The 23,142-nt window shown below is 50.5% G+C and carries 28 protein-coding genes; 20 read left to right on the plus strand and 8 right to left on the minus strand.

All coding sequences use genetic code 11. From position 1 onward, the window contains the following. Positions 1–192: 192 nt before the first annotated feature. The 7 genes from HEQ50_RS07260 (at position 193) to trxA (ending at position 5,064) form a co-directional block, all read left to right on the plus strand. Positions 193–465 carry an IreB family regulatory phosphoprotein gene (locus tag HEQ50_RS07260; RefSeq protein ID WP_168899856.1) on the plus strand — a complete coding sequence of 91 codons (273 nt, stop codon included), beginning with the start codon at positions 193–195 and terminating at the stop codon, positions 463–465. Then, positions 462–899 carry a Holliday junction resolvase RuvX gene (ruvX, locus tag HEQ50_RS07265; RefSeq protein ID WP_168899857.1) on the plus strand — a complete coding sequence of 146 codons (438 nt, stop codon included), beginning with the start codon at positions 462–464 and terminating at the stop codon, positions 897–899. The genes HEQ50_RS07260 and ruvX overlap by 4 nt, the downstream gene beginning before the upstream one ends. Positions 900–907: 8 nt before the next feature. Beyond that, a complete protein-coding gene (locus HEQ50_RS07270) occupies positions 908–1,219 on the plus strand; it encodes a DUF1292 domain-containing protein (RefSeq protein WP_168899858.1) in 312 nt (103 codons plus the stop codon). A gap of 210 nt (positions 1,220–1,429) precedes the next feature. Beyond that, positions 1,430–1,702 carry a cell division protein ZapA gene (locus HEQ50_RS07275; RefSeq protein WP_168899859.1) on the plus strand — a complete coding sequence of 91 codons (273 nt, stop codon included), beginning with the start codon at positions 1,430–1,432 and terminating at the stop codon, positions 1,700–1,702. A 1-nt stretch (position 1,703) separates the two neighbouring features. Further along, entirely contained in the window at positions 1,704–2,234 is a 531-nt protein-coding gene (locus HEQ50_RS07280) for a CvpA family protein (protein WP_168899860.1), read from the plus strand. Positions 2,235–2,264: 30 nt separating this feature from the next. Further along, the gene (locus HEQ50_RS07285) at positions 2,265–4,628 is read left to right on the plus strand and encodes an endonuclease MutS2 (RefSeq protein ID WP_168899861.1); all 2,364 of its coding nucleotides are present in this window, start codon (positions 2,265–2,267) and stop codon (positions 4,626–4,628) included. Positions 4,629–4,749: 121 nt separating this feature from the next. After that, the gene (gene trxA, locus HEQ50_RS07290; RefSeq protein ID WP_168899862.1) at positions 4,750–5,064 is read left to right on the plus strand and encodes a thioredoxin; all 315 of its coding nucleotides are present in this window, start codon (positions 4,750–4,752) and stop codon (positions 5,062–5,064) included. A 118-nt stretch (positions 5,065–5,182) separates the two neighbouring features. Here trxA and HEQ50_RS07295 read toward each other — a convergent pair whose 3' ends face one another. Continuing rightward, entirely contained in the window at positions 5,183–5,701 is a 519-nt protein-coding gene (locus tag HEQ50_RS07295) for a YslB family protein (RefSeq protein WP_168899863.1), read from the minus strand. Between the two features lie 187 nt (positions 5,702–5,888). On the opposite strand from HEQ50_RS07295, the gene murI reads away from it, so the two are divergent. From murI to cbpB, 4 genes are read left to right on the plus strand one after another with little or no spacing between them, the layout of a single operon-like run. Continuing rightward, positions 5,889–6,722: a glutamate racemase gene (gene murI / locus HEQ50_RS07300; protein ID WP_168899864.1), complete on the plus strand. Its 834-nt coding sequence runs from the start codon at positions 5,889–5,891 to the stop codon at positions 6,720–6,722. 3 nt (positions 6,723–6,725) lie between these two features. Further along, complete coding sequence (locus HEQ50_RS07305; protein ID WP_168899865.1) at positions 6,726–7,325, plus strand: XTP/dITP diphosphatase; 600 nt, start codon at positions 6,726–6,728, stop codon at positions 7,323–7,325. Between the two features lies 1 nt (position 7,326). Continuing rightward, entirely contained in the window at positions 7,327–7,860 is a 534-nt protein-coding gene (locus HEQ50_RS07310) for a metallophosphoesterase (RefSeq protein ID WP_168899866.1), read from the plus strand. 8 nt (positions 7,861–7,868) lie between these two features. Then, complete coding sequence (gene cbpB, locus HEQ50_RS07315; RefSeq protein ID WP_168899867.1) at positions 7,869–8,357, plus strand: cyclic-di-AMP-binding protein CbpB; 489 nt, start codon at positions 7,869–7,871, stop codon at positions 8,355–8,357. A gap of 123 nt (positions 8,358–8,480) precedes the next feature. Here the strand turns inward: cbpB and HEQ50_RS07320 are convergent, their stop codons facing one another. Continuing rightward, positions 8,481–9,353, minus strand: a complete 873-nt coding sequence (locus HEQ50_RS07320; RefSeq protein ID WP_168899868.1) for a mechanosensitive ion channel family protein — start codon at positions 9,351–9,353, stop codon at positions 8,481–8,483. 208 nt (positions 9,354–9,561) lie between these two features. Between HEQ50_RS07320 and HEQ50_RS07325 the strand changes: the two genes are divergently transcribed. Continuing rightward, complete coding sequence (locus HEQ50_RS07325; protein WP_168899869.1) at positions 9,562–9,966, plus strand: DUF948 domain-containing protein; 405 nt, start codon at positions 9,562–9,564, stop codon at positions 9,964–9,966. A gap of 22 nt (positions 9,967–9,988) precedes the next feature. Then, entirely contained in the window at positions 9,989–10,387 is a 399-nt protein-coding gene (locus HEQ50_RS07330) for a hypothetical protein (protein WP_168899870.1), read from the plus strand. 136 nt (positions 10,388–10,523) lie between these two features. Here the strand turns inward: HEQ50_RS07330 and HEQ50_RS07335 are convergent, their stop codons facing one another. Continuing rightward, the gene (locus tag HEQ50_RS07335) at positions 10,524–11,423 is read right to left on the minus strand and encodes a LysR family transcriptional regulator (RefSeq protein ID WP_168899871.1); all 900 of its coding nucleotides are present in this window, start codon (positions 11,421–11,423) and stop codon (positions 10,524–10,526) included. 55 nt (positions 11,424–11,478) lie between these two features. Then, on the minus strand, positions 11,479–12,132 hold the full coding sequence (locus tag HEQ50_RS07340) for a histidine phosphatase family protein (RefSeq protein WP_168899872.1): 654 nt from the start codon (positions 12,130–12,132) through the stop codon (positions 11,479–11,481). A 172-nt stretch (positions 12,133–12,304) separates the two neighbouring features. Here HEQ50_RS07340 and HEQ50_RS07345 point away from each other — a divergent pair, with 172 nt between their 5' ends. From HEQ50_RS07345 to ptsP, 6 genes are read left to right on the plus strand one after another with little or no spacing between them, the layout of a single operon-like run. Then, positions 12,305–13,075 (plus strand): PTS sugar transporter subunit IIC, encoded by a 771-nt coding sequence (locus HEQ50_RS07345; RefSeq protein WP_020088326.1) that lies wholly within the window; start codon positions 12,305–12,307, stop codon positions 13,073–13,075. Positions 13,076–13,095: 20 nt separating this feature from the next. After that, positions 13,096–14,001, plus strand: coding sequence for a PTS system mannose/fructose/sorbose family transporter subunit IID (locus HEQ50_RS07350; protein WP_211089260.1), 906 nt, complete (start codon positions 13,096–13,098; stop codon positions 13,999–14,001). Between the two features lie 17 nt (positions 14,002–14,018). Further along, entirely contained in the window at positions 14,019–14,435 is a 417-nt protein-coding gene (locus tag HEQ50_RS07355; protein ID WP_168899873.1) for a PTS sugar transporter subunit IIA, read from the plus strand. A 36-nt stretch (positions 14,436–14,471) separates the two neighbouring features. Next, positions 14,472–14,954 carry a PTS sugar transporter subunit IIB gene (locus HEQ50_RS07360; protein ID WP_168899874.1) on the plus strand — a complete coding sequence of 161 codons (483 nt, stop codon included), beginning with the start codon at positions 14,472–14,474 and terminating at the stop codon, positions 14,952–14,954. A 44-nt stretch (positions 14,955–14,998) separates the two neighbouring features. Next, positions 14,999–15,538, plus strand: a complete 540-nt coding sequence (locus HEQ50_RS07365; RefSeq protein ID WP_168899875.1) for a hypothetical protein — start codon at positions 14,999–15,001, stop codon at positions 15,536–15,538. A 33-nt stretch (positions 15,539–15,571) separates the two neighbouring features. Further along, positions 15,572–17,302, plus strand: coding sequence for a phosphoenolpyruvate--protein phosphotransferase (gene ptsP / locus HEQ50_RS07370; protein ID WP_168899876.1), 1,731 nt, complete (start codon positions 15,572–15,574; stop codon positions 17,300–17,302). A gap of 103 nt (positions 17,303–17,405) precedes the next feature. Here ptsP and HEQ50_RS07375 read toward each other — a convergent pair whose 3' ends face one another. From HEQ50_RS07375 to HEQ50_RS07390, 4 genes are all read right to left on the minus strand, one after another. Beyond that, positions 17,406–18,890 (minus strand): MucBP domain-containing protein, encoded by a 1,485-nt coding sequence (locus HEQ50_RS07375; protein WP_168899877.1) that lies wholly within the window; start codon positions 18,888–18,890, stop codon positions 17,406–17,408. Positions 18,891–19,320: 430 nt separating this feature from the next. Then, positions 19,321–20,169, minus strand: coding sequence for an SPFH domain-containing protein (locus HEQ50_RS07380; RefSeq protein ID WP_168899878.1), 849 nt, complete (start codon positions 20,167–20,169; stop codon positions 19,321–19,323). Positions 20,170–20,181: 12 nt separating this feature from the next. Beyond that, positions 20,182–20,511, minus strand: a complete 330-nt coding sequence (locus HEQ50_RS07385; RefSeq protein ID WP_211089261.1) for a toxin-antitoxin system HicB family antitoxin — start codon at positions 20,509–20,511, stop codon at positions 20,182–20,184. Between the two features lie 179 nt (positions 20,512–20,690). Further along, positions 20,691–21,788, minus strand: coding sequence for a Xaa-Pro peptidase family protein (locus HEQ50_RS07390; protein ID WP_168899879.1), 1,098 nt, complete (start codon positions 21,786–21,788; stop codon positions 20,691–20,693). 216 nt (positions 21,789–22,004) lie between these two features. Here HEQ50_RS07390 and ccpA point away from each other — a divergent pair, with 216 nt between their 5' ends. Then, a complete protein-coding gene (gene ccpA, locus HEQ50_RS07395) occupies positions 22,005–23,006 on the plus strand; it encodes a catabolite control protein A (protein WP_168899880.1) in 1,002 nt (333 codons plus the stop codon). Positions 23,007–23,142 lie beyond the last annotated feature (136 nt).

Here is a 23,142-nt window from a genome sequence, read left to right on the forward strand (position 1 = left end):
AGACGAGTGACAGTCGGCTTTCTGAGGGTCAGCCAGTCGTAATAGGCGTTAAACGAGGGAGCGGTCCGTAAAGGGCGGCTCCCTTGACAGTAGCAGTATTACGAATAGATTACATTGGGTGTCGGTCGTTGTAGTTTACCGAATTATCGAGTAAAATTGAGTCTAAGTGAGGAAGTGCGGGGGTGTTTTATAGTGAGTTCATTAGACAAAACGATGTATTTCGACTTTGACGCTAACCAGCCAAAGGACGTCCATGATACACTGGTCACGGTTTATCAAGCACTAGAAGAAAAGGGATATAACCCGATTAATCAGATTGTCGGTTACCTACTATCAGGCGATCCTGCGTATATTCCGCGGATCAATGATGCGCGGAACCTGATTCGCAAGCATGAACGAGACGAGATTATTGAAGAATTGGTTCGCGTTTATCTGAATCAGAATGGACCGGTGAAGCCTTCATGAAATTAATGGGGTTAGATGTTGGTTCGCGTACGGTAGGGATTGCCATTAGCGATGCTCTGGGCTGGACGGCTCAGGGGGTTGAAATCATTCCTATAGACGAAGAGTCCGAGGTATTTGGGTTAGACCGGGTGGCCGAATTGGTCAGTGAACACGAAGTCGACGGCTTTGTGGTGGGCCTGCCCAAGAACATGAACAATTCGTTAGGCCCCCGGGCCGCGGCTTCTAAACGGTACGGCGAGATGTTGACGGAACGGTTTCATTTGCCCGTTGACTTCGAAGACGAACGGTTGACAACCGTAGAGGCGGAGCGTATGTTAGTGGAACAGGCTGATACGTCACGCCGTAAGCGGAAAAAAGTAATTGATAAATTAGCAGCCGGGTTAATTCTGCAGAACTATTTAGATCGGCAGGGTAAATTAACCCGAGAAAAGTGAGGTTTCCCATGAACGACGACCAAGAACAAATCACATTAGTTGATGAAAATGGCAACGAAGAGTTATACGATGTCTTATTTACCTTTGAATCTGACGATTTTGGTAAGTCATACATTTTGATTTACCCCTCTGGCAAGAGCGAAGACGAAGAAGTTGATATTCAAGCCTACGCATTACCAGCCGACGATGATCCAGCTAACCCATCTGGTGGCGATTTACAATTGATCGAATCCGATGAAGAATGGGATATGGTTGAATCCGTATTAAACACCTTCTTAGCAGACGGGACGATTGATCCTAATGCTGGTAAGCAAGGATAGTCAGGGATAAGATGAAAGGGCGGAGAACTTCCGCTCTTTTTTGTTGCCGCAAACTATCCGCTAAGTTGAGACCTAAGACGTGCAACATGATGGAAAATAATGGTAGAATAAAGTATTGTGCATTGCGGTCATGCCAGCCAAATCCTGGTGGAAGATTGGTGGCGCGTGGACCCTACGAGCGACCGCAGTGCAAGAGCAGGGGGAATAGAAATGACGGAACAGACTCATCGCTTCAAGGCCGTTATCGCCGGGAAGACCTACACGATCGTCGGTCAGACCTCGGATGAACACATGCGGGCGGTCACGGAAGTACTCAATCAACAATTCACACAGTTAAAACAGTTATCACCAAATTTATCAAAGGAAGACGCCGCTATCTTGATGGCCTTCAACGCCATTTCTGATCAATTAAAGCTGGCCGCGGCCAACGACGCTGAGGCAACGCAAGCCGTGACGGACGACACACCGGGAACGGGGGAATAATTTGGTTTTAAGTTTAATTATTCTAGTCATCCTAATCTTTGGCTTTCGTCGCGGATATCGCCGGGGGCTGGTGCTCCAGATTCTCAACACGATTGGCTATATTGTGGTGTGGGTGGCGGCCCGTTTCTTGGCGAAGCCCCTCGCAACTGGCATCGGGCAGTTTATCGGCAACCTATCCTTGAACAGTTCGGCCAGTGCGGTGACGGCCGCTCAGAGTAGTAGCTTCTTTCTCAATGGTTTGGCATTTTCAGCCATTCTAACGGTAGGCTTCTTTATCGTTCACCAGATCGCGTATGGGGTGAATAAGGTTACCTGGTTGCCCGTGATTCACCAAGTGAATTCACTTGCTGGGGGCCTGATTAACCTGGTTATTCGCTACGTGGTCATCTTTTTAATCTTAAATCTCATGATCCTGTTGCCCGTTAAGGGATTTCAGGATAGCTATCAAGCGTCACCAGTCGCGCAGTGGATCGTGAAACAAACGCCGGTCCTTTCAAAACAGGTCTATCACTGGTGGCTAACCGAACATTAATTCTGACGACTCGTTAGAGAGGAGCGTCCTATGAATCAAAAAACGTTAAAAATTATGGAATACGACCGCATTAAGCAAGCCTTACGCGGTTATTTAGTCTCGGCGGCGGGGCAGCATGAGTTAAATCAGCTACAGCCAACGGCCAACGTCAAACAGCTCCAAATTTGGCTCGATGAAACCAAGGATGGCGCGGATATTTATCGACTAGAAAACGGCATTCCGTTGCCCAAGCTGGACGATATTCGGCCCCATCTTCACCGGCTTGCCATGGAGGCCGCACTCAACGGGTTGGAACTGGCCCAGATTAGTCGGGTCTTGTGGACGACCGGTTCCGTGGTCAAATTTTTCCACGACCTGGCCGACAAGGAAATTGACCTGCGCCGGTTAGATCGAGTGGTTAAGGAATTGGTGACCTTACCCGACGTGACGCGGCGACTACGGACTTCGCTGGAGGGCGACGGCCACATTACCGATGAGGCCTCCCCAGCGTTGCGCCAGATTCGTCAGCACATCACCCAGACCGAAGCCGCCATTCGCAGCGCCATGGATCAGTACACCCGTGGTAAGGATGCCAAATACCTCAGCGAAACGATTGTGACGATTCGTGATGACCGCTACGTGATTCCGGTGCGGGCCGAGTATAAGCAACGGTTCGGCGGCATTGTCCACGACCAGAGTGCCAGTGGGCAAACGTTATTCATCGAACCTCAGGCCGTCGTGGGCTTGAACAACCGCTTACGGCAAAATCAGATTGACGAACGCCATGAGGAACAACGCATCTTGGCCGAATTAACGGCGTTGTTGGAACCGTATCAGGATGAAATTCTGCGTAACGCCGAACTCCTGGGACATTTTGACTTCGTGAATGCCAAGGCACGGTACGCCCATCAGATTAAGGCCAGCGAGCCAAAGTTGTCGCTGGACAATCAGGTGAATTTACGGCAGGCGCGTCATCCCCTGATTGATCAAAAGAAAGTGGTCGCTAACGACATTACCATTGGGCGGGACTACAAGGCCATTATCGTGACGGGGCCGAACACCGGTGGGAAGACGATCACCTTAAAGACGCTGGCATTGGTCCAATTGATGGGGCAATCCGGGCTCTTTATTCCCGCCAATGAAAACAGTGTAATCGGGGCCTTCGATGACATCTTTGCCGACATCGGGGATGAACAGTCCATCGAGCAGAGCCTGAGTACCTTCTCGGGTCACATGGAAAATATCGTGGCCATCCTGAAGCAGGCCGACGATCGTAGCCTGATTGTGGTCGATGAACTGGGTGCCGGTACCGATCCGCAGGAAGGGGCCGCGCTGGCGATTGCCATTCTGGATGAGATTGGGACGCTGGGCAGTTACGTCATGGCCTCGACCCACTATCCAGAGTTGAAGGCGTATGGCTACAACCGACCGGACACGATCAACGCCAGCATGGAATTTAACGGTGAAACGTTGCAACCGACCTATCACTTGCTGATCGGGATTCCTGGGCGGAGTAATGCGTTGGACATTGCGTCACGTCTGGGAATGCCATCGCAGGTGATTGACGCGGCCCGGGGCCTGACCGATCAGGATAGTCAGGACTTAAACGCCATGATTAGTGACCTGACGGAGCAGAAACGGCATGCCGATCGCGATGCTGCGGAATTACAGACGCAGTTGAAGGACGCCAACGAGCTACACGATCAGTTACAGAAACAGTTTGAACAGTATCAGAAGCAAAAGGATCAGTTGATGGCCGATGCCAAACGCGATGCCAATCGCTTGGTCGATGAATCCCGTAAACGGGCCAACCAGATCATTTCCAATCTGCGCAAGAAGCAGTTGGCGGCCGGCCACAGCGTGGTGAAGGAAGACGAGCTGATCGCTGCCCAGGGGGCGTTGAACGCCCTGCAACAGGACAGCAAGTTGAAGAAGAACCGCGTGTTGCGGCGTGAGAAGACCAAGCACGACTTCCATAAGGGTGATAGTGTGTTGGTCAAGTCTTACGGTCAGACCGGGGTCTTGATGCAGCAGTTGGACGATAGCCACTGGGAAGTCCAATTGGGGATTCTGAAGATGAAGATTGCTAATAACGACCTGGAAAAGGCCAAGGACCCGGCGAAGAGTCAGAAGCAACCACGTGCCTCAATTCGGCGCTCCGGCTCGAGTGGCATGTCCCCAACCTTGGATTTGCGGGGGCACCGGTATGAAGAGGCTATGGCCGAAGTGGACCGCTACATTGACTCTGCGCTATTGGCCGGTTATCCATCCGTGACGATTATTCACGGGAAGGGGACCGGGGCCCTGCGTAAGGGGGTCACCAACTACCTGAAGCGTAATAATCGGATCAAGAGTTTTGGCTTCTCGCCGGCCAATGCCGGGGGCGACGGCTCCACGGTCGTTCGGTTTAAGTAAAGCCCTAATTCGGTTGTGAGCAACTTAGTTGTGATTTCGAAAAAGTCTGGTAGACTAAATAGTGAAGCAACAAAGCATGCTGCTGGTAGTTAAATTACGGATTTGATAGGGAGGCAATACAATGGTTACGGAAACAACGGATAAAACCTTTGAACAAGATACTGCTAAGGGCGTTACCCTGACTGACTTTTGGGCAACGTGGTGCGGTCCTTGTCGGATGCAATCACCAGTAGTTGAACAGTTGGCTGATGAAATGGACAACGTCACCTTTAACAAGATGGACGTTGATGCCAACCCCAACACGCCTCAATCCTTTGGGATCATGAGCATTCCTACCTTATTGGTTAAGAAGGATGGCGAAGTGGTCGATTCCATCGTGGGTTACCATTCCAAGGATCAATTGAAGAAGATTTTGGACCAATACGTTGAAGCTTAGCGTTTTTGGTTGCGAAAAAACGACTGCTACGGGAAATCCGCGGCAGTCGTTTTGTTAAACTGAGTTCTTAAACTAAGTTGCCAGACGAGCCAACCGCGCCTAGTTCGCGGCCATGACCCTATTTAGCAGAATCTTCGGGTGTTTCTGTGGGTTGAACCAATTCAAGTGGTTGCGGCGCATCGTATTCCGGAATGATGTCGTCCGGATCCGTGTAGACGGCAAAGGTAACGGCACGATCCTTGAGCTTCCGACTGGTATCGACCAATTCCGCTTCGGTAACGACGCCAAGTTGTTGGGCCATCATTTCGGCGAGAAACCCTGCTTCTAGGGTGAAGTCGGTGTCGCCTTCAAGCTCGAGTCGCAAGCGGACGGGATCGCCGCTGAGTTGCCACTGGGTCATCTGAGCCGTTTGTTTCACGATGGTTAGCGTTCCAAAGCCGACTTGTTCGAAGAAAGTAGCGGCATCTGTAGGATTGCCGATTGGAAAGCGCCGGGCCAATGATTTCCCGGCCCAGTAACCAATTGCACCCTTATCGTCCCCCAACAGCTCGGGGATGAGGGCGTCACGAATAATCATTTGGGGCAGGTAGGGGGCCCCGTGCGCATCATGCATGACGGTCTGGTATAAGTTTTTCAAAATAGTTGGCTCCTTTATCCGGATTATATACTGCTCTTATTATACCTTAAAAAGCTGACAACATTGAGTTCCGTGTAAACTTAAGTCTTTTTTATGACCTATCTGCATTTTTCACGGCAAGAAACTTGAATCCGCTTCATAAAAAGGCGATAATATAGGTTCAAGCAACTGAGAGGAGCGTTGATTCATGCAAAACAGTCCAATTGGGTTAATGGATTCAGGAGTCGGCGGCTTAACGGTCTTAAAAGAGGTTCAACGGTTACTGCCTACCGAAAAGACAGTATTTTTGGGGGATCAGGCGCGGTTACCTTATGGTCCGCGTGACGCGGCTGAGGTGACGACCTTTACGCGGCAGATTGCCGCCTTTTTACAGCAACAGGCGGGGATTAAAATGCTGATTATCGCCTGCAATACGGCAACGGCCGCGGCCCTAACCACCATGCAGCGTGAACTGACCATTCCGGTCGTGGGCGTCATTGCCCCCGGCGCGCGTTCGGCGGTTCAAACAACGCGTAATCACCGAATTGGCGTGATTGCGACGACCGGAACGATCAAGAGCGATCAATATCGCCAAACGATTCTGGCCAAGGATCCGAACAACCAGGTCTTTAGTCTTGCGGTTCAGAATTTTGTGGATTTGGTCGAGGCGAACGATCTGATGTCGGAACATGCGCAAACGGTCGTGCGGGACGGGTTAGCCCCATTGTTGGCCAAAGATATTGATACGCTGGTCATGGGATGCACCCATTTTCCACTGCTCCGGCCGCTGATTCAAGCGGTCATGGGACCCGACGTTACGTTGGTTGATCCCGGAACGGCGACCGCCGATATGGCGACGTCGCTCTTGGATTATTGGAACCTGGCCAACCCGAGTGGCGTGCGGCATCCTCAGGGCGTGTATTACACGACAGGGGATGTTGACCGTTTTGATAAATTAGCCGATAATTGGTTAGATGAAACACCAGTTCAGGCGCAGCACTTACCCATCACGGCGTTGACCCAAGCAACGGAGGTTGAATAACGAATGGAAAACACAATTGTCATTGCCACCAAGAATGCCGGTAAGGCCCGCGAGTTTCGGGCAATTTTTGAGCCCAAGGGATTGACGGTCAAGACCTTAGCCGACTTTCCGGATCTAAAACAAGTGGCGGAGACGGGCAAAACCTTTACGGAGAACGCCACACTTAAGGCAACGGCGGTCGCTCAGGAGACACAGCTACCGGTTTTGGCGGACGATTCCGGTCTGATGGTCGATGCGTTGAATGGTGAACCCGGCATTTATTCGGCCCGGTACGCCGGTGATCACGATGATGCGAAGAATAACGCAAAATTATTAGCAAATCTGGCCGGTGTTCCGGCTGATCAGCGCGGGGCGGCCTTTCACACGTCATTGGTCTTGATTAAGCCCGGTGGCAAGAAGTTGGTGGCTACCGGTGAAGTCCGTGGTGAGATTCTGACGGCACCGCGGGGTCACGATGGTTTCGGCTACGATCCACTGTTCTACGTGCCATCTGAGGGCCAGACGTTTGCTGAGATGGGCTTGGCCACGAAGAACCAACACAGTCATAGGGCAAAGGCTACGGCGGCCATGCTGCCACAGTTTGACGCCTGGTGGGAGGCTTAACATGAGTCGATGGTTAGTCATCAGCGATAATCACGGTGATCGCGAGATTCTCCAACGGCTGCGACAACAGCTTCAGCCGGATGCCATTTTTCACTGTGGTGATTCCGAAATGGCCGCGGACGATCCCTGGTTTCAGGGTGTGTACGCGATTCAAGGCAATATGGACTTTGATACGGCCTTGCCACAGGTATTGACCCCACGCGTGGATGATCGTCAGGTCCTGTTGACGCATGGTCATCACGACCGCGTCAACTGGGATTTGACCCAGTTGAAGTTGCGGGCGGATGCCGCGCAAGCCGAGGCCGTCTTTTACGGGCACACGCACCAACTAACTGCGGAAGTGGTCGGGGGGCACCTGTTCGTTAATCCCGGAAGCATCAGTCAGCCGCGCGGGGAGTTCCAACGGTTAGGCGGCACCTGCGCCGTGATTACGGTGACGGCCGATCAGTGGGAAGTCCAATTTGTGACGCGGGATGGGCAGCCCGTGCCGGAACTGAATTTCACATTTGCCCGCTCAGAGACGCAGAAAGGATGAACGAAGGCATGATTGATCCAGCCGTTGAGCAGATGTTACTTAAAGATCCCAAGAGTTACGTGATTTCAGCGGATGTCGTTGCCAACGTTACGGCAACCAATACTTTAGAACACGCCTTCATGGTGCTTTCGAAGGTCGGTTATAGTCGGATTCCGGTCTTAACGCCGGATGATCGCCTGCAAGGAATGATCTCGTTGGCCGCGATTTCGGAATATCTCCTGCACGTTCCGGGAGCCGCCGTGGATCAGCTGAGCCGTTATACGGTGGCGGATGCCATGTTGCCGGTGAACCGGTGGGTAAACGATCCGACCAAGTTAGAAACGATTTTAAACTACTTAGTGGATGAGCCCTTCATTCCGTTGGTGAATGATGAAAAGGTCTTCCAGGGCATCATCACCCGGCGGGAACTATTGAAGCGCATTAATTTTCTGGCACACAATCTCCACAAATACTATGATGTCACGGCTAAGGAACCGGTGGCCGATCACGAACAGTAGTCCTGTTTTGACGTGAAAAATAGCGTCTGAATCCCAATATCAGGGGATTCAGACGCTATTTGTTACGCAAGGTTAGCTGATTCCAGTGAGGCATTCTCGTGGGACTAGCCCACGACCCGCAACTTATTTTCCAGTCGGCATCGTGGCGTGGGTTGGCAACTGGATGCCCGCCTGACGAATGGCCTTGAGATAGGCCGTCAGGAACGTTGCCTGCAGGGTGAACTGGCTGCCGCTTTTGCAGGTCAGCCCGACTTGAAAGACCAACTCGTTTGGCGGAAGCGTCACGACCCCGGTGATCATTGGTTCGCCAATCACGCTGGGGTGTTGTGGTAATAGTTTTTCATTGACGTCTTGAATAATTTCCGGCAACTTTTCTACCGGTGTGGTCGGGGCAATGGGGATGTTGACCAACGCGTGCATGTTGTTGCGGGAGCGATTGGAAACGATCGTGATGTTGCGGTTAGGAATAAAATTCAAAGTCCCGTCCGCACTGGTGACTTGCGTGGTACGTAATCCGATCGATGTCACGGTCCCCTCAATCGTGCCAATCTGGACCACATCCCCCACGTCGAGCTGTTGTTCCAACAGGATCGAAATCCCGGTGACCAGGTCGCTCACAAAGCCTTGTGCACCCAGGCCTAACGCCAAACTGAAGATTCCGGCACCGGCAATTAACGTGCCCACAGGAACGCCTAACGTGGACAGAATCGCGTAAATCCAGAAGAAAAGAACGGTGTAGTGGAAGAGATTCATGGTCAGCATGCTGATGGTCTGTAGCCGGTTGCTGGGTCCGGACTTGGGGACCAGATACCGTTTGAAACTGCGCCGCAGAATGAATTTTCCCACCACGTTGATGACGAAGAACAACACCGTCAAGAAGAGGAGGGAGAGAAAACGACTGGTAATTAAATGGCCAAACTTCTCCCAGTCGAAAGAACTGACATAGTTCTGGAACCACTTGGAAGAAGTGGCGGTGGTGGCAACTAAATCCGTCAAGAAACGCGTCTCCTTTAGTGAGGTCAGAAGCGGGTAGACCATTGATACTGGGCCCGCTGCTGACAGGTTTATTGTCTAGTTTAGCAGATTTTTCAGTGGGCGCCCAGCTTTGGCTGAGAAAAGCCGACTAGATTTGGGGTTTTAATTGCACCGAACCGGTGAGAATGCTATTCTATTGGTAAGTAACTGAGTACAAGGAGGGGTTGTCATGACCGGTGGACAAGTAGCGGGCCTAATCGCAGCAATTGCGTTTTTGATTCTGGTCCTCTTCATTGGTATGTTCTTAGTCAAGATGAATAAAACGTTGGGTGAGGTTAATAAGTCGGTGAAAACTATGACGTCGGATTTAGACGTGATTAGTCACCAGGCCGAAAATATCATGGCCAACGCAAATGAGCTATTGGAGGACGTCAACCAGAAAGTTGCCACCATCGATCCGGTCTTCCAAGCCGCTGCTGATTTGGGTGAGAGTGTCTCTGATCTGAATACAGCTACCCGTAATCTAACGGATCGGGTCACTGACACGGCGAAACAGACGGCCAAGACGTCGTTAGCCGCCAAAGTGGGCAAGACGGCATTTGACCTCTACAGAAATCATAAGAACAAGGACTAATCACGGAAAGGGAGTCATAAGTATGGCAAAACACAAGTTATTAGCAGGATTATTGGTTGGTGGGGCCGCATTCGCAGCCTATCACGCCCTGGACTTGGAACAACGTGAGGCCTTGAAGGACGCCGCACGTGACCGTTACAATGCTTTCAAGGATCGCGCCGTTGATTATGCCTTCTATGCCGCCGACGCCGCCGATGATTTCAAGGAAGCGTTGAATGATAAATTAGAAGCAAAGAACGATGCCCCCGCCTGGAAGACGGTTCCCGACGAGGATAACGATGAGCCAGCCGATGACATTGTCCTCAGCAGTGATCAGGTGGCCGATCTGCCCGACGAGCAACCGGCCGAGGATAGCGATGCTACCGAAGATACCGAAGCAAGCTCGGATAGCGACAACGCAACGAGCGATAGCGAAGAGTAAGCGTTAATGTAACGACGATGCCGATGGCGTGGTCGTTTTTTTTTGACTCAAATAGCGGCACACGCCAAGGTAGGGGTGTGCCGCTATTCATGTTCGGACAGAAAACGAGAATTTCACGGGAACCGGTGGACCGATCTTAAATGAAGTCGTCATCCTGCTGTTGTAGCTTGAAGAGTTCGGATTGTAACTTGACGGCCAACTTCTTGGCTTCCGGCGCGTTGATTCGTTGGGGTCGACTGACCGCAATGAGTGGCAGTACCGGGGGCTTTTCCAGCAGGTGAAGAATCCGCAAGGGTTGACCGTGTTTGAGAAAGAAGCGGGCCATGGACTCTGGAATCAACGCCCAGTTGCGGTCGTTGACCAAGTACTGGGGGACGGTCAGACTGGTGTCCAGGCGAACGAACGGCGGAATCTTATCTTCCCAACACAGCATGTGCCACTTCCGATAACTGTCGTTGTAAGGAATCATCACCTCATCGTAGCGGGAAAGCATGGTGGTACCCACAAAGTCGGGGTAAGCACTGGTCGGCGTGGTGACCAGGACCAACCGTTCCTGGCCAATCTTTCGCGTCTCAATCTTATGACGCGTGGACTCGACAAATGAAAAGCCAATATCGGCGAGATCGTTATCAATCAGGTCATAAATATTCAAGTCGTCAGTGGTTTGAATGTTCAAGCGCAGCAGCGAATCATCAATTAGTGTGGTGGGGGCAATCTCCGAGAGAATTGCCGTATTAATGTCCAGAGAGGTCGCGATGTTTAAGACGTGGTAATCCCCCATCTCCTTCAGGCTGTCCACTTGGTCATTGAGCTGAATCCATTGACGGGCAATTGGTACAAGGCGTTCACCATAGCGCGTCAAAGAGATCGTGTTATTCCCCTTGACCCGGTTGATGAGTTTCACCCCCAGCAAGCTTTCCATCCGATGTAACCGGTTACTTACGGCGGCTTGCGTAATATAGAGAGAATCTGCAGCCTGTGAAATCTGCCGGTATTCTACAATTTTTAAAAAGGTCTGCAAAAGCTCTGAATTCATGAGTCTATCTCCAATTCCTACTGAAAACCAATTTTATAGCAAGTATTTCTTTGGCTTAATGGTCTATGGTTTGATTATAGCGAATTAAGTTCACGGTGTCATCGTTTTCTTTGACAATGGAAATGCTACCATTGCCCGGAAAATTGCCAACAATGTTGATCCCTTGAGAGTCTGCCAACGTGCGAATGAAGGTCCCATGCGTAATGAGGAGAACGGTGGCGTGATCCGGGCAAGCGCCGCGGAGAACCTCGAAACCGTGGTGCCAGCGCGCCATTACCTGGTCGTAAGTCTCGGCCATCTTGGCGGGATCGGCGTCGTGCATCATTTGCCGTGTCCGGGGGAACCCGAAGTGACGGATTAAATCCTCTTGGCCACCGTAGCCACTAGATTGGGCGACTTCTCGCCAGGTTGCTGGGGCGTTGAGTCCCTCGTAGTAGCCGAAAAAGACTTCCCGAAAGGTCTTGTTTGGTGCGATGATCTGCGGCCGCTGTGGCAGCTGGGAAAGAATCAGGTCCCGCGTCTGGATCGCGCGGTTGAGGTCGGATGAGCAAACGTAGTCAAAGGAAATATCTTGCAGGTGCTTACCGGTTGCCAGAGCTTGCTGGCGGCCCGTCGCTGTTAGCTCGGAATCCACCCAGCCCTGCATGCGATCGAACGAATTGAGTAAGGTTTCGCCATGGCGGACAACGTAAATCGTGATTTCGGTCATGTTATTTTACCCCCAATATGGTTTGGCTCCATTGTATTCGAAAAAAAGTGCATATTCAAGGTTGTAATGAAACCGATTTCATTTATAATGGAGACAGATGTTTTTACCGGAACCGGTAAGAATGATTATCTTAGGTAGCCATTATATATTTAATTTTAGGGAGGCATTTATCATGCATGTGACGTTATCTATCTGGCAAGCGTTACTCATTGCACTTTGGGTCGCTTTGGTAGAATCACGAATTTTAGGTTTTTCAACCCTGACGATGCGGTTCAGTCCGTTGATGACCGGGATGATGGTTGGTTTTATCATGGGGGACATCAAACAAGCCATGATTGTAACCGCTGCCATTCAGTTAGTCTACATGGGGTTCGTTGCACCGGGGGGCGCCTTACCTGCCGAACCATGTATCGCGACGGCCATTGCGGTGCCCGTTGCGCTGCTGGGGCACATGAGTCCCCAAGGGGCCATCGCCATTGCGGTACCCGTGGGATTATTGGGAAGTTACCTCTATCAATTCAGATTCTTCCTGAACACCTTCGCATTGAAGCCAATGGACAAGTACGCTAAGGAAGGAAATGCTCGGGGATTAGGATTCGCCATCATGGGGATTCCAACCTTGATTTCCTTCGCCCTGTTCATTCCACTGATGTTTATCGCACTGTACTTCGGGGCACCGGTTATTTCCGGATTGGTTGCGAACATCGAACATGGGACGTTGATTCACGTTTTGAACAGTGTCGGTGGTGGGTTAGCCGCCTTAGGGATCGCCGTGATCATGCAAGTTATTGGGAAGAAACAACTCTTACCATTCTTCTTCCTGGCTTACTTCATGAGTGTGGCCTTTGCCAAGTTGGACATCAGCATGACGATCTACGCCATCTTTGGTGCCATCTTCGCCATCCTCTACGTGACGTTTACGTCTAAGAAATCGACAAATTAAGGATTAAGGAGGTCAGATCAATGAGTGAAGAAGTAGCTGCAACGAATGCCGACGTCCCAGCATCTGAGGACGTCCAAGCCGAAGAACATCGCATTCCACAACCTGATAAGATTACTAATAAAGACTTAATGAAGTCCTGGTTCGGTTGGTGGTGGGCTAACGAAGTCCCCCATACGTTCGACCGAATGTTGGCACCAGCTTTCTGTTTCGGGCTGATTCCAACCTTGAAAAAGCTCTATAAAGACAAAACCGAATTGGCAAAAGCCTTTCAACGGCACCTGTTATTCTTCAACACCCAAGCAACTTGGGGTGGGGGAACCTTAACTGGGGTGACCATTTCCCTTGAAGAAGCACGGGCCAAGGCCTTAGCCAATGGCGAAGAACCCATCTCAGAAGATATGATCAACAACACCAAGGTTGGGCTGATGGGTCCATTGGCTGGTATTGGGGATTCCATTGACTCCGGAACCGTACAATACATCTTCATCGCCATCTTCTTACCGTTCGCGCAAAAAGGGAACTTCATGGGGGCCTTGCTCCCGTTCCTCTGCTTCGCCATTGCCACCTTTACTTATGGTTATTACTTCACGAAGATGGGGTATTCTCTTGGGCGGGCAGCCGCTAAGGAAATCATGACCGGTGGCCGAATGGCCGGTATTATCGATGGCCTGGGGGTTCTCGGGCTGTACATGATGGGAATCTTAGCCGGTCAGTACATTAAGATTCAAAGTTATCTGAAGTTCACGATTAGCAAGAAGACCTTCGATGTGCAAGATATCTTGAACACGATCCTACCGGGGATTTTGCCGCTGTTCGCTGTTCTGATGCTGTACTGGTACTTCCAGAAGCAAGGCCTCAAGATTACGCGTGGTCTGGTTTACTTAACCATTGCGCTGGTTGTATTGAGTATCTTCTACGTCATTTAAAGGAGGAAGTCAGAATTATGAAACGTGCATTCTTAGTGATTACCCACGGCGACATGGGTGTTGAAACGGTTAAAAGCATGGAATTGTTGATGGGTCCCCAGGAAAACGTGAAGGCGCTAGGCCTCCATCCGGGTGAATCGGTTGATGATTTGCGGACAAAAGTTTATGATATTTTACAAGCCAACGAAGCCGATTATGACGAAACCGTCTTACTGGTCGACTTACTAGGTGGGAGTCCATCTAACGTGTCTCTGTCAACCTTAGCCAAGTATCACGACATGAAGATCGTGACGGGGCTGAGCTTGCCGTTACTCGTCAACATTCTGAATTTCTCCGACGCAGAGGAAGATACGGATAAATTGATTAACGATTCCATCGGCGTGGCGACCGAGGGCATGAAGCTAATCGACAAGAATTTCTTACACCAATCATAAATAGTGAAGCGCATTTAAAATTGGAGGATAAATATTATGGGACAAATTAATTTAGCACGGGTCGACGATCGTTTAATTCACGGCCAAGTTATGACTAAGTGGACCAAAGGTTTTGGCACAAACTCAGTTTATGTGGTGGACAACGCCACCGCTGCCGATGACTTCATGAAGGATATTTACGTCAGCACTAACTCTACCGGTGGTCTGAGCATCAAGGTGTACAGTGCGACGGAAGTTGCCGAAGAATGGAAGAAAAACCAATTTGGCGACGATAAAGTTGTGATCGTTTTCAAGTACATCAAGGAAGTTAAGGAAGCCTTAGCAGCTGGTCTGGAACTTAAGGAGCTTAATGTTGGCGGAATTTCCAAGAAGCCCAACACCAAGTTCGTGATTCCGACAGTGGCAATTGGTGATGCTGAAAAAGCAGAATTGAAGGAATTCCATGACCAAGGTCTCGAAATTTACTTCCAAACCGTACCTGACTCCAAGCGAGTAGAATACGACTCAGCAATCAAGTAACGTTTGGCGGCGAGTTAGTTCACAAATGATTTGAGGAATTGATAATGAAAGATGCATACGAAGTTTATCCCAGTCGGTTACGAATCTACATGACCACGATTGTCTTTATTCTGTTTGGATTGGCCATCTGTGGGGTGGTCTTCACGGGAACTTGGCTGATCATGAAGATTGTGGCGGTGGCCTTTGGCTTACTCTTCTTCTACGCGGCCTTTGAGACGGCGAAGAAGGGGCTGGGCAAACAGCCGGATTACATTTTCGATGACCGGGGGATTACGGACAACACACAGGAACCGACCGTAGTGGTTCCGTGGGCGGATATTTTGAAGATCGAGATGACGCCGAATAACGCGGTCATGCAGATCGGTATTCTAGCCCGTAAGACGGTGGTCAGTCAGGATGAAAAGAGTGTCGTCTTAGCCCGTAACCTCGTCAGCAATGGGAACATGGCCTTTTATTCGATTATGATCGATGGATTCAAGTTTCGGCAGAAGCAATTTCTCAACATTTTTGAAGAACTCCAACGCCAAGGAGTGAAGCACAATCCCAGCATTTTGGTGAATAAGGTGCTGGAGAAGAAACGCTGATGACGGACTGAATTACTCGAGGAGAAATGACGTATGTCGACGAAAATTACAGGAATTGCGGCGAGCGATGGGATTGGCATCGCGAAAGCCTACACGTTAGTTGACCCAGATTTAAGTTTCGAAAAAAAGACGGTCACGGACCCGCAAGCCGAAATTGATCGGTTGGTGGCGGCCCGCCAGATTACCGTTTCAGAACTGGAAGAAATCAAAGCTAAGGCGCTCGACAATCTCGGCCCCAAAGAAGCCGAGGTCTTCGATGCCCACCTGGCCATGGTGAATGATCCCGAATTCAACAAGCAAGTGGAAGACGAGATTAAGCAGCAGTCTTGCAACGCCGAAACGGCCCAGCAAGACGTTGCCAATCAATTCTCAGCCACTTTAGAAGCCATGACGGACAACGCCTACATGCAGGAACGCGCGGCCGACGTCCGGGACGTCACGAAGCGGGTCCTTAGCCACTTGTTGAACCGGCCATTGCCTAATTTGGCACTGGTGGATTCTCCCGTGGTGGTGGTCTCTCACGATCTGACCCCTTCGGATACGGCGCAGTTGGACCGGCAGTTTGTAAAGGGTATCTTGGTCGATTTGGGTGGACGAACGAGCCACTCAGCCATCATGTCCCGAACGTTGGAGATTCCTGCGGTCGTTGGGACGGAGAAGGCCACGGCCACCATTCAAGAGGGCAAAACGGTGATCTTGGACGGCTTACACGGTGTGGCGCTGATCGATCCGAGCGAAGCCGAACTCGACGATTACCGGCAACAAGCCGCAGACTTCGCCGAACAAAAGGCATTGTGGGATCAACTGAGGGACCAGCCAACCGTTTCCAAGGATGGGCAATCCTTCATGTTGGCCGCCAACATTGGGACGCCGGCCGATTTACCGGCCGTCCTGAAGTCGGGTGCCGAAGGAATTGGGTTGTTCCGATCCGAGTTCCTCTACATGGACAGCGACCAGTTACCTTCCGAAGAGGCACAGTTTGAGGCCTACAAGGCGGCCGTTTCACAAATGGATGGCAAGCCAGTGGTCGTTCGGACCATGGATATCGGGGGCGACAAGGATCTCCCGTACATGCAGCTGCCTAAGGAAATGAACCCGTTCTTGGGTTACCGGGCGATCCGGATTTCCCTCAAACGGCAAGACATTTTCCGGACGCAACTGCGGGCCTTGATTCGGGCCTCGGCGTTTGGTGATTTGGGCATTATGTTCCCAATGATTGCCACGTTAGAGGAGCTACGGCAAGCCAAGACCATCTTCAATGAAGAGAAGACTAAGCTGGTGGAAGCCGGCGTCAAGGTGGGCGAGAAGATTAAGTTGGGGATGATGATTGAAATCCCTAACGCGGCCATCTTCGCCGATCACTTTGCCAAGGAAGTCGACTTCTTTAGCATTGGGACGAACGATTTGATTCAGTATACGTTTGCGGCCGACCGGGGGAACGAACGGGTTTCCTACCTCTATCAACCGTACCATCCAAGTCTTTTGGGCCTGATTAACCACGTCATCAAGGCTGCGCACCGTCACGGAACCAGTGTGGCGATGTGTGGGGAAATGGCCGGTGACCAGACGGCGGTTCCACTGTTGATGGGGATGGGCCTCGATGAATTCTCGATGAGCGCCACCTCCGTACTGAAGACGCGGAATCTGATGAAGCACCTCGATGCCTCGACGTTGACCGATTTGGCCGAAGCCGCCATTAATGATTGCGAGACCAGCGATCAGGTGAAGGCCTTGGTTGAGAAGTTGAAGACGCAACAAGCTTAATATAGAACGAAAAGAAAGTCTGGGACGATAGGTCTCAGACTTTCTTTGTGGTGATGGAATTTGAAGTGCGTAAATACGGTTTTTACACTGAAAAGCGGTTCTTTCATGCTTTGCTTTCATGGACTTTCCTGACTTTTCCAAAGAGTCTAACGGTGCTAAGCAGGAATAACAGGAGGTAGCCATAGAAAGAGAAACTGGTTTTATCTTCAGAGGTCTGAGGAAGGCGAGCACGCCCCTGCGGATTAACTTCAGAAACCGCTGCCTTGGCACTTAATTGGGGACTATTCCCAGTCCTTTCTTGAATTGAAAATGCTGATTGGATGTCCCCGTCAACGTATTTAGCCCAAAAATGGTTGAATAGCGTGGCATTATTGATTTCCAATGTTTTACTTATTGCTCTTAAATGGCCATTTGGGGAATCTAAATTGAGGGTTCGAACCGTTAGTTTCTCGGACTGATTATTAACCTTCATGACCTTCACGAGACGACTGTTTGTGGACTTTTCAAAAATGAAACTATTTGTGGACGTGCTGAAATAGCCGAAGCGGTGGCCGAAAGTGGCGACATCGTTATTTGCCAGAGATAATGTTTTATTCCGGGATGCTGGGGATATCGCGTAAATGGCAACGCTTGATTGCCCCTTAGAATTCTTGCTAAGCGTGATATCAAAGTCGTCATCAAAGATTTCAATGTATTTCAAACTGCCATCGGCGTAGGTCACTGTGAAGATGTCCATACCAGCCTGTGAAGAGGTCCGGATGCGCGGAACTTGATAAATAAAAGTAACCGTTTGCTTTGTTGACGTGTAAGTCCCGTTAATTTGACTCGCTCCCTTGAGCATGAAATCTTTGGCATCCCCATCATTGAAGTTGAGAGCGTTTACGGTGAAGCGATCACCAACGTTACCCGTGAGAACTTTTTTTAGAAGTTCTCCGCCAGTGTCCATCTTGTAATAAACATAGACCGTGCCCTTTTGTGCGGTAATTGCTTGGCTAGCAGTAGCGTTTACCGATTGATCGGGTGTTGTTCCTTGGACCATGTCGCCAACTGGTACGGCCGCACGCACGGTATTAGCATTTTCAGGTGAGGTAGCGTGATCGTTGTCAGCTATCCCCGTGGTCGTATTTGTGCTGGCTAGGGGTTCTGGTGCGGCAGCTCTAGGCGTGCTGGTGTTTTTCTGTTTAGCTTTTGCATCGTCGTTTGCTCCAGTGTTGATTTCAGCAGTATTGGGTGGGGTGAGGTCGTTACGATTGTCGTCAGTCGTTGAATCATCGGGTGTGGTGTTGTCGTCAACGGATTCTTCAGGTGTAACGTCGGTGCTAGTTGCGTCCTTCGAGGTACTGCTGTCACCGTTTGCGGAACGGGGGGACTGGCTGAGAGGTTGCGTCGGCGATTCGCTAGTTGAGAAATTGGAAGTTAGCGATACATCAGGCGTTGTATTGTCCGCTGAAGCTTTTGTGGATTCGTTAAGTAGACCGACATTTAGGCTGGTTAAAAGCACCCCGGCAAAGAGTAACGCCTTGGTTTTGCTGTGGATGTGACTAGTATTAGGCTGATCTGTTGATTGGGTATGTATTTTTTGGCGCATGACGTATCACTCCATCTTTAAGACATATGTTACATTTATAAATAATAGTTACATAAAATATGAAATAAGACAACAAGTTTCTCTCGGATCAAGTGAACAGCGTCATACTTTTGTCCCGGAATATGTACATCAGTGACCGCAACCCATGACGAAATAAAAAGCCAGGTCGGTTACTGATGGCAGGCAAAATCAGTGTGGATGGCACCGGTGGAGAAGAGAATGCTAGGCATAACTTGCCTTGCCCAATGGTGGTGCGCCATTCTTTAGTGAGACTGTAAATCATGGAAGCCTATTTTATCCGCGTGGAGATGCGGTTAGTCTTCTCTGGGCTAGTATGATCCTGCGCGATACCGACCAACAAAAAAACGGCATAACCCCAGGAGAATCCCGGAGTCATGCCGTTAGGTGCAGTGTATAGAGACGCTTTACGTTACTTCTTTGCTTGCGGGAGTGGCGTTTCCGGCGTCTTTAGTCCAGCTCGCAAAGCCGCACCAATTGCCGGGATCTGGCCCAGGTCGGCGATGCCGTCCTTGGGCACCACAACCACGTTGGCTGGGGACTTGGCTAGGTCGCTGAAGGCCGAGATGGATTGATTTTCGAAGAATTCTGGCGTGGCGTTTTCCAAACTAGAATTGACCGTGTCGATCCGGTACTTTTCGGCGTCCGCTCGGGTCTTGGTTGCCGCCGCTTGGGCAGTGGCGGTCGCCATCAATGCGTCGTTTTTGGCCTTGGTCGTCAGTTCGATGGACTTGGCTTCCCCCTCGGCCTTGGCGATGGCGGCCACCCGTTCTCGGTCGGCCGTTAGCTGTTTGTCCATGGCAGACTGGATAGCCTTCGATGGTGTCAGTTCGTCGATGTTCGTGCGGTCTACATTGATGCCGTAAGTGTCGGTTAAGTCGCCAATGGCGGTGGCCAACTCCTGGTTGATCTTGGCGGTAGAACCGAGCGCCTGGTTCAGGTCCATCCGGCCAATGATATCACGCAAATGGCCCCGCACCAATTGTGCCATGGACTCCACGGAGTCGGTGTTTTCGTATTGGAATTTCACGGAGTTCGTCACGTGATAGTTCAGCGTCAGGCTGGCCGAGACATCGGCGTTGTCCTTGGTGATGACCGAGTAATTTGGTAGGGCGAGGGGCGTCATGGCCAACTCAACCGTCCGGATTTTCTGCAGGCCAGGTAAGTAGAAATGAACGCCAGGCGCGACACTACGCTTGTACTTCCCCAAAGTTTCAACTAATCCTTCATTATTTTGATGCACAATTCTAATCCCAAACATAGCGACTCCTCCTCAAATTTTCTTGAACGTCAAGATATTCCCGTTACTCTCGATAATGGTATAGTTTGCCGTGAAATCCAGGGCCTCGCGCGGCTCCAATAGGTACCGATAGTAAATGCCGGCGACTAACACGAGTCCCGTCTTGGCGTCCAAAGCAGTTCCTGGCACCGTGCGGCCAATCAATTGCCGAGATTCCCAATTTCCCGGCGTAGCCGTTTTTGATAAAATATTGATGATATACGCGTTGATGCTCCGCCCATCAGTGGTAGCGGCTTGCGACAATTTTGCAAAGAGACTTTCGTCCATTCGTAATAAAAAACGTTTTTGCTTTTCCTTTGCCATAATGTGACCTCCTAAAACGCCTCCCCCGAGATGACAGCTTAATAATATCACGGTGATATCACTTTTACAATTAAGCGGGGGAGCTGATAAGCAGTCGTGGCTTAAAAAGCCGTCAACCCCCAGTTATTTGAGGATTGGCGGCTTTCGCAATCGTTAAAGCTTATCGGTCTGGTTGATCATTAGCCGACGTAAGTGAGTTCCTTCGGCGTATGAGTGAATGGCAGGCTCCCATCGGCCGTCACGTGGACACAGTCCTCGATCCGGACGCCGGCGACATCGGGGATGTAGATACCGGGTTCAATGGAGAAGCACATGCCGGGTTCTAAGACCAGGTCGTTGCCTTCCATAATGGATGGGAATTCGTGATCGCTCATGCCCATCCCGTGGCCTAACCGGTGAATAAAGTATTCGCCGTAACCGGCCTTGGTGATGATGTCGCGGGCAATCTTGTCGAGTTCGGCGGCGGTTAAGCCGGGCTTCACGGCGGCTTGGGCCGTCAATTGGGCTTCCAAACAGACGTCGTAAATTTCTTTTTGCTTAGCCGTAGGGGTGCCTAAAGCCACCGTCCGGGATGCGTCGGAAATGTAGCCATCGTACACCGTCCCGAGGTCGAATAAGACCAATTCGTTGTTGGCAAACTTGGTGTCGTTGGTGGCCCCATGGGGTTCAGCGGCGTGGGCGCCCGCCTGAACCAGACTGCCGAAGGACATTTCCATAATGCCTTCCTTCATCAGGGCGTATTGGAGTTCGGCGACGGCGGATTGTTCCGTCTTACCCGCCTTAACTGCGGCAAAGCCGTGTTCAAAGGCGAAATCATCCCATTTACCGGCGATTTCCAATTTCTTGATTTCTTCTTCAGACTTGATTAACCGCATGTGTTCAATGAAGCTGGTAATGTCCAAGTCGAAGCGGGGACTGGTGAATTGAGCAGCCAGGGCTTCCATCCGGGCCACTTGGAGCTGACCCTTTTCCAAAGCGATGTGTTCTGGATTCACGTGGCGTTGCTTCACTTGGTCGGCAATCATGGCCCATGGGTTTTCATGGTCCAGGTAACCGATAACGGGGAACTTCCAGCCAGTTGCCTTGATGACTTCGACTTCCAGGGCCGGTGCGAAGATAAATGGGTCTTGGTCCGGGAAGATGACTAAAGCGAGGACCCGTTCGATGGGGTCGCTCCCAAAACCAGTGAGGTATTGAATGGTCTTGGGATTACTTAAGTAGGTCATGCTGGCGTGGTGTTCCGCCGTCCATTGCTGAATTTGTTCGAGTTTCGTCATGAAATCACCCCTTCAATTAATGTAATTAGTATACCATCAATTGGGCTATTTATTCGGGAATATGGGGGTTCTGCCTTGAAAATTCTGTGAAAATAAGGTATTCTTTGATGTGAAAGCGTTTTCACTCTTGCGCCTATGAAAACAATTCTGTATACTGGTCAAGTTGCTTGAAAACGAATGAAAACAAATCAAAACAAGAAAGAAAGGGCTCTCGCTATGGAAAAACAAACAGTTACAATTTATGATGTGGCGCGCGAGGCGGCGGTCTCAATGGCTACCGTTTCGCGGGTTGTTAACGGCAATCCTAATGTTAAACCGGCAACACGGAAAAAGGTTTTGGAGGTCATTGATCGACTCGATTACCGACCAAACGCGGTTGCCAGAGGCCTGGCCAGCAAAAAGACCACGACCATTGGGGTAATCATTCCGGATGTCACCAACGCTTATTTCTCGTCATTAGCACGGGGGATTGATGACATTGCCATGATGTACAAGTACAATATCATCTTGACCAACTCCGATGAAAACGGCGGCAAGGAAGTTCAAGTACTGAACACGTTGATGGCCAAACAAGTTGATGGGATCATCTTCATGGGTAACCAAGTGACCGATGAACTACGGGAAGAATTCCGGCGTTCGAAGGCCCCAATCGTGTTGGCGGGTTCCGTAGATGCTGAAAAGACCCAACCCAGCGTGAACATTGACTACGTGGCCGCTGTGGCGGAAGCCGTTAAGAACTTGATCGATCATGGAAACCGCAAGATTGCGTTCGTTTCGGGTTCGATGGATCAGGCCATTAATCATGACTACCGCTTGAAAGGTTACAAGAAGGCCTTGAAAGATGCCGGCATCGCTTACGATGACAAGCTGGTCTTTGAAACGGATTACACGTACAAGGCGGGTCAATCGTTAGAACCAGCCTTGAGCGCTGCCGGAGCTACCGCAGCCTTCGTGGGTGACGATGAGTTAGCCGCTGGGGTCATGAATGGGTTGACCGATGCCGGTGTGGCCGTTCCAGACGAATTCGAAGTCATCACGAGTAACGATACCAAGCTGACCGAGTTGGTACGGCCGAAGATGAGCTCAATCACCCAACCACTGTACGATATTGGTGCCGTGGCCATGCGCTTATTGACGAAGTTAATGAATAACGAAACCGTTGATGAAAATACGGTCATCCTGCCTTATGGCTTGATGAAGCGGAGCTCAACGAAGTAGTGCTTTGATTTGAGGACCTGAAAGGAGACTTTCGGGTCCTTTTTCTACGTCTTGTCAATAGAAACATTGTTAAATCAATAGTTTATGGTAATTAATGCGGGGCACTGGCTAGGTGGCGAGACCTTTTGGCACCTAG

Source organism: Lactobacillus sp. HBUAS51381, from assembly GCF_012641095.1.
In the GTDB taxonomy this organism is placed as follows: Bacteria; Bacillota; Bacilli; order Lactobacillales; family Lactobacillaceae; genus Levilactobacillus.

What these genes read in the sequence shown, in the direction of transcription:
- cbpB (WP_168899867.1), top strand. Translation starts at nt 7,869, where the DNA reads ATGATTGATCCAGCCGTTGAGCAGATGTTACTTAAAGATCCCAAGAGT.
- ruvX (WP_168899857.1), top strand. Translation starts at nt 462, where the DNA reads ATGAAATTAATGGGGTTAGATGTTGGTTCGCGTACGGTAGGGATTGCC.
- HEQ50_RS07335 (WP_168899871.1), bottom strand. Translation starts at nt 11,423, where the DNA reads ATGAATTCAGAGCTTTTGCAGACCTTTTTAAAAATTGTAGAATACCGG.
- HEQ50_RS07360 (WP_168899874.1), top strand. Translation starts at nt 14,472, where the DNA reads ATGGGACAAATTAATTTAGCACGGGTCGACGATCGTTTAATTCACGGC.
- HEQ50_RS07325 (WP_168899869.1), top strand. Translation starts at nt 9,562, where the DNA reads ATGACCGGTGGACAAGTAGCGGGCCTAATCGCAGCAATTGCGTTTTTG.
- HEQ50_RS07285 (WP_168899861.1), top strand. Translation starts at nt 2,265, where the DNA reads ATGAATCAAAAAACGTTAAAAATTATGGAATACGACCGCATTAAGCAA.
- HEQ50_RS07355 (WP_168899873.1), top strand. Translation starts at nt 14,019, where the DNA reads ATGAAACGTGCATTCTTAGTGATTACCCACGGCGACATGGGTGTTGAA.
- HEQ50_RS07340 (WP_168899872.1), bottom strand. Translation starts at nt 12,132, where the DNA reads ATGACCGAAATCACGATTTACGTTGTCCGCCATGGCGAAACCTTACTC.
- trxA (WP_168899862.1), top strand. Translation starts at nt 4,750, where the DNA reads ATGGTTACGGAAACAACGGATAAAACCTTTGAACAAGATACTGCTAAG.
- HEQ50_RS07390 (WP_168899879.1), bottom strand. Translation starts at nt 21,788, where the DNA reads ATGACGAAACTCGAACAAATTCAGCAATGGACGGCGGAACACCACGCC.
- HEQ50_RS07330 (WP_168899870.1), top strand. Translation starts at nt 9,989, where the DNA reads ATGGCAAAACACAAGTTATTAGCAGGATTATTGGTTGGTGGGGCCGCA.
- murI (WP_168899864.1), top strand. Translation starts at nt 5,889, where the DNA reads ATGCAAAACAGTCCAATTGGGTTAATGGATTCAGGAGTCGGCGGCTTA.
- HEQ50_RS07275 (WP_168899859.1), top strand. Translation starts at nt 1,430, where the DNA reads ATGACGGAACAGACTCATCGCTTCAAGGCCGTTATCGCCGGGAAGACC.
- HEQ50_RS07365 (WP_168899875.1), top strand. Translation starts at nt 14,999, where the DNA reads ATGAAAGATGCATACGAAGTTTATCCCAGTCGGTTACGAATCTACATG.
- HEQ50_RS07380 (WP_168899878.1), bottom strand. Translation starts at nt 20,169, where the DNA reads ATGTTTGGGATTAGAATTGTGCATCAAAATAATGAAGGATTAGTTGAA.
- ptsP (WP_168899876.1), top strand. Translation starts at nt 15,572, where the DNA reads ATGTCGACGAAAATTACAGGAATTGCGGCGAGCGATGGGATTGGCATC.
- HEQ50_RS07345 (WP_020088326.1), top strand. Translation starts at nt 12,305, where the DNA reads ATGCATGTGACGTTATCTATCTGGCAAGCGTTACTCATTGCACTTTGG.
- HEQ50_RS07375 (WP_168899877.1), bottom strand. Translation starts at nt 18,890, where the DNA reads ATGCGCCAAAAAATACATACCCAATCAACAGATCAGCCTAATACTAGT.
- HEQ50_RS07350 (WP_211089260.1), top strand. Translation starts at nt 13,096, where the DNA reads ATGAGTGAAGAAGTAGCTGCAACGAATGCCGACGTCCCAGCATCTGAG.
- HEQ50_RS07385 (WP_211089261.1), bottom strand. Translation starts at nt 20,511, where the DNA reads ATGGCAAAGGAAAAGCAAAAACGTTTTTTATTACGAATGGACGAAAGT.
- HEQ50_RS07305 (WP_168899865.1), top strand. Translation starts at nt 6,726, where the DNA reads ATGGAAAACACAATTGTCATTGCCACCAAGAATGCCGGTAAGGCCCGC.
- HEQ50_RS07270 (WP_168899858.1), top strand. Translation starts at nt 908, where the DNA reads ATGAACGACGACCAAGAACAAATCACATTAGTTGATGAAAATGGCAAC.
- ccpA (WP_168899880.1), top strand. Translation starts at nt 22,005, where the DNA reads ATGGAAAAACAAACAGTTACAATTTATGATGTGGCGCGCGAGGCGGCG.
- HEQ50_RS07310 (WP_168899866.1), top strand. Translation starts at nt 7,327, where the DNA reads ATGAGTCGATGGTTAGTCATCAGCGATAATCACGGTGATCGCGAGATT.